The sequence below is a fragment of the Acinetobacter sp. YK3 genome (assembly GCF_001729365.1).
GTDB lineage: Bacteria > Pseudomonadota > Gammaproteobacteria > Pseudomonadales > Moraxellaceae > Acinetobacter > Acinetobacter vivianii.
This window is the reverse complement of record NZ_LZPJ01000063.1, coordinates 1-4411: the sequence shown is the minus strand read 5'-3', so window position 1 is coordinate 4411 and position 4411 is coordinate 1. Positions and strand designations below refer to the sequence as shown.

Genomic DNA, 4411 nt, shown 5'->3' with positions numbered 1-4411 from the left:
TTATAATAGTTATCAAGTAAATATGATCCAAGAGAGGGGAGGGACTCAATTAATTGGAAATATGAAACATATTTATAAAGCTCTACCTGTTGATGTATGTGGTCGAGTTAATTATAGGTAATCAAGTAATTCTTTTTATATATTAATATCTTAAAAATGGAAGAAAAATGAGCACAATTCCTAGTATCCAACAAATAGTTAGTCAATATTTATGGGGACAAAAAAATATGCCTGCTCCTAGTGAGTTGGTTGATTCAAAATGGATCAGAGATGAAAATTATTCAACAATTAATATTGATCAATATGAGTATATGACTCTTGGTGCGGGTCGGTATGCTACAGTTGATATGTTTGGTATTTTTAACAAGTTTTTCGATGCTAAAATAATTGATTTACCAGCAAAGAACTATAGTTTTACCGAGTTGGTAGATATTCTTTACTCATCATATCCAGAATCTGAAAGGCCAACTGAAAATTCGTCTTTAGGACTTAGCCAATATCAAATGGATATTCATTCAGCAGATTATGCTCAACGAGCCTATATCTTTGGTAGTACATCATTTACTGCTAACTGGAGTGAAATGTCCTTTATAGTTAATGAAAATGGTTCTAAAGAAATAAGAAATTTACAAATAATAGCTGAGAAGGATAATTTTGATTATAAAAGTGATTCAGGTGTAGCTATAATTACAAATACACTAACTGAAGAAAAAATAGATCGATCAGGAACTGGAAGAACGGTTGATTTAGTTTTTACCGGTGAGGCACCTATAATTTCTAGTCTGACCTCTGCAGATTTTTATGCTCTAAAAAATAAGAATAAAACTATAAGAGAAAATTATTATGATAGGATGGACGATAATTTAGGTCTCGGAAATATTGATTTAAGTCAAATTTCAATGTTTTTAGATGTGATTAATGATATTTTAGATAGTGGTATAACGAAGCCAAAAGATATCCATGGGAATGATATTTTTTATGTTAATTCCAAAGAAAGTTTAGATCTGAAGCTTCCTATTAATGTCTTTGGTGATCTGGTACTAGTTGGAAATAATGCGAATAATACTCTTGAAGGGCAAGGTGGAAATAATTATATCTATGGATTTGCCGGAGTTGATACCCTAAAAGGTGGGTTCGGCAATGATCATTTGTTTGGAGGAAAAGGGACTGATACATTATATGGTGGACACGGAAATGATTATCTATATGCTAATGCTCTAGATAATTTTAATGATTCGGGTTCAAATGCTTTATATGGTGGCCAAGGTAGTGATTACTTATATGGTGGTTCAGAATCAGATTATTTATATGCTGGTGATAAAATAAATGATACTGATGATACAGATAATAATTATATTTTTGGTAGAGAGGGAAATGATTACATTTTTGGTGCTGCAGGGAATGATTATTTATATGGGGGGGCTGGGAATGATGAATTATTAGGAGAGGATGGAGATGATTTTTTAGATGGTGGGAATTTATCAGATAGTGATAAATTATATGGAGGCGCAGGTCAGGATACATTACGTGGTGCAGGTAGATTAGAGGGAGGAACTGGTTTTGATATATATAATTCTTATGGAAAGGTAGTTGTTAATGATGAGGATGGATTAGGGATTTTAAAGTATCATGAAAAGAATATACTTGGCGCTGAAATGCGTTATAAATCAAATACTTTATCTCCACCACCAGCTTTAGATTTTAGTAAAAGCGGCTATGATATTAATGATAAGTCAACTGGTCGTTTAGTTGAAATTGCTAGAACAGAAAAATATGTTAGATATATTGTTACTGGTGATATTAATTTTAAGTATGGGAACTTAACTACAGAAGATTTGGATACTAGATCTAAAGATGATAGTGATTTAGGTATTAAGTTTTATGTGACTGTCTATAAAGATATACCACCACCGCCTCCTCCATTTTTACCTCCAAAGATCCCCCCTACAAAATATGATCCACTTGTTTTAGACTTAAATCATGATGGAAAAATTAGTACGACACCGCTTGGAAAGGATATCTATTTTGATTTAGACGGGAATGGTTTCGCAGAAAAAACATCTTGGGTTGGACCACACGATGGTTTTGTAGTTCTTGATTTAAATGAAAACAATGAGATTGATAATGGTAAAGAATTATTTGGTACTGATACAGTATTACCTGATGGTAGCAAAGCAAGTGATGGCTTTCAAGCACTTGCTCAATATGACTTAAATAATGATCAAGAAATTAATAGCGATGACGCAATTTATCAAAAATTAAAAATATGGAGAGACATAAATCAAGATGGTATTTCTCAGACTAATGAGCTAATAAGTTTAGCTGATTTAAATGTTCATTCAATTAATTTAAGAAATAAGGTAGTGAACAATACTGATGAAAACAATGTAATACATACCAATCAAGGTGGTTTTACTCAGAGTGTATTGGAAAATGGAGAAATAATATTAAAAGATGGTTTGGCGGAAACATTATTGTTTGAAGTGAATACTTCAGAGACCATTTGGAAGAATCCCACTGATGGTACTTCAGTCAGTAATGAAATTTTGAAATTACCAGATCTTTTAGGCTATGGTTCTGCAACCTCTTTGCATGTTGCGATGCAAAATGATTTAACAGGGGTGTTAAAAAATTTAGTATTAAACTTTGCGGAAACTTCTGCTGACCATCAATTATTACTAGCTTATAAAATATTGTATTTCTGGACAAATAATAAAATTGCACAAGTTTCTGATATAAACTCTATTTCAAATAAGGAAAAGTTTGAAATAGTAAAAGTACTTTATGGAAAGGAGTTAGAGTGGAAAAGCTGGATTCCTAGTAATGTCAATGATCTGGAGGGGTATTTTCAGAAAATTTTATCTAACACTTATATTCAATTATTAAGTCAGACGACAAAGCGCGACTGGATTGACTTAATTGTTTTTGATACAGAAAATATTTTCGAAGCCGCTACCTATTTACACATTGATGCACCAAAAAATGCGACAGGAAAACCTACATTCGTCACATTTGAGGACGAAGCCCCTTTAGGTTGGGTTTTCCCTAATATTGAAGTTTATAGTTGGAATTTGATTGATCAGATTTGGCATGGTGATTTTAGTTTAGCTATTGAAAGGCTTACAGAGTTGTTCTTAAACGATAATCAATTGGGTAAGATTGAAATTGAACAATTTCATTTAATTGTGCGCGGTTTGGATCCTAATCATGATGTTTTATATAAAGAGTTGCTAGAGCAGTTTTCTTTAAAAGCTCAAGAGATTACTGATGAAACTATAAAAGATCTATTATTAGATTCTGTTTATGCCCAAGATGATATTTTACAAGGTACAAATCAGAATGATGTTATTAAGTCTTTTGGTGGTAATGACAGAATTGAAACCCTAGGTGGAGATGATATTGCATATGGCGGTATTGGGCAGGATATTATTTATGGCGGTACTGGTAATGACTATCTAGAAGGTAATCAAGGTGATGATCGAATCTATGGGGGGGATGGTAGCGATACCTTGATAGGTGGAACTGGTAACGATTATTTAGATGGCGGTGCTGGTAACGATACCTATATTTTTAGTCTAGGTGATGGCCAAGATACGATTCAAAGTTATGAAAACAATGCCAATAAACTGGACCGTATTGTTTTTAATGATGGAATTGAGATTGCCGATGTCAGTCTTAAGCGTCAGGGTGATGACCTGATTGTTAAATATTCTGAAAATGATCAGATTACAGTTAACAATTATTTTGATAGCAATGGGGCCACAGCGTCTCGTATAGACCAAATTGTATTTGCAGATGGAACAACAGTCTGGGATGTGGCCTATATCAAACAACAAGTGCTGGTTCCTACAGAATCGAATGACACCATTCAGGGTTATAACAGTGCAGACCACTTAATTGGTCTCACAGGAAATGACAGTCTGTTTGGTAATTCAGGCAACGATACCTTGATTGGTGGAACTGGTAATGACTATTTAAATGGTGCGACTGGAAATGATAATTATATCTTCAACTTAGGAGATGGACAGGATATTATTGAAAGTTATGAATATAATATAAATAAATTAGATCGTATTATTTTCAGTGAGGGAATAGTTGTTTCTGATGTCAGTCTTAAGCGTCAGAGCAATGATCTGATTATTAAATATTCTGAAAATGATCAGATTACGGTTAAGAACTATTTTGATAGCAATGGCGCAACAGCATATCGTATTGATCAGATTGTCTTTGCCGATGAGACAGTTTGGGATGTAGAAACAATAAAGATAAAAGTACTTGCAGCTACAGAAAGTAATGATGTAATCAATGGTTATAATAGTTCTGATGAGCTTAATGGTTTAGCTGGAAATGATAATCTGTATGGTCATGCTGGAAATGACACTTTAATAGGCGGGACTGGCAATGATCATCT

Annotated in this window: 1 protein-coding gene; it reads left to right on the top strand. The window is 33.3% G+C overall.

The window, feature by feature from the left end; genetic code table 11:
- Nucleotides 1-167 precede the first annotated feature (167 nt).
- The coding region (locus A9Z07_RS05405) for a calcium-binding protein (RefSeq protein WP_139126632.1) at nucleotides 168-4411 on the top strand (4244 nt) is incomplete at its 3' end.